We start from the raw sequence: 251 nt of genomic DNA, 5'->3' as shown, positions 1-251 counted from the left end.
CTACAGTCAGTTCAAAGTCAGGGCCGTTGCTTTGGCTGCCTGCGACTAGGGCTCGGGCGATTAGAGGTAGCATTGGTTAAGCCGTAAACAATCTGATATTTGTAAAACCTGACTTGACGACCTCTTGGCCGGCAACGACGAGCTTGATCTTTCCAGTGCTTACCAGCTCGAGGAATTTGATGGCATCTTCGTATCGCGCGCGGATTTCTTCCGACGGTTGATCCGGCCAAGCGAAGTAGCGCGCCAAATCC

1 protein-coding gene is annotated in these 251 nt (G+C 52.6%); it reads right to left on the bottom strand.

Annotation, left to right across the window (positions count from 1 at the left end):
• Nucleotides 1-76: 76 nt before the first annotated feature.
• Nucleotides 77-247 (bottom strand): phage protein Gp36 family protein, encoded by a 171-nt coding sequence (locus SB717_RS38085; protein WP_410908372.1) that lies wholly within the window; start codon nt 245-247, stop codon nt 77-79.
• Nucleotides 248-251 lie beyond the last annotated feature (4 nt).

This window comes from Priestia sp. SIMBA_032, assembly GCF_046535215.1.
GTDB classification, from domain to species: domain Bacteria; phylum Bacillota; class Bacilli; order Bacillales; family Bacillaceae_H; genus Priestia; species Priestia aryabhattai.
This window is presented reverse-complemented; position numbering and strand designations above follow the sequence as displayed.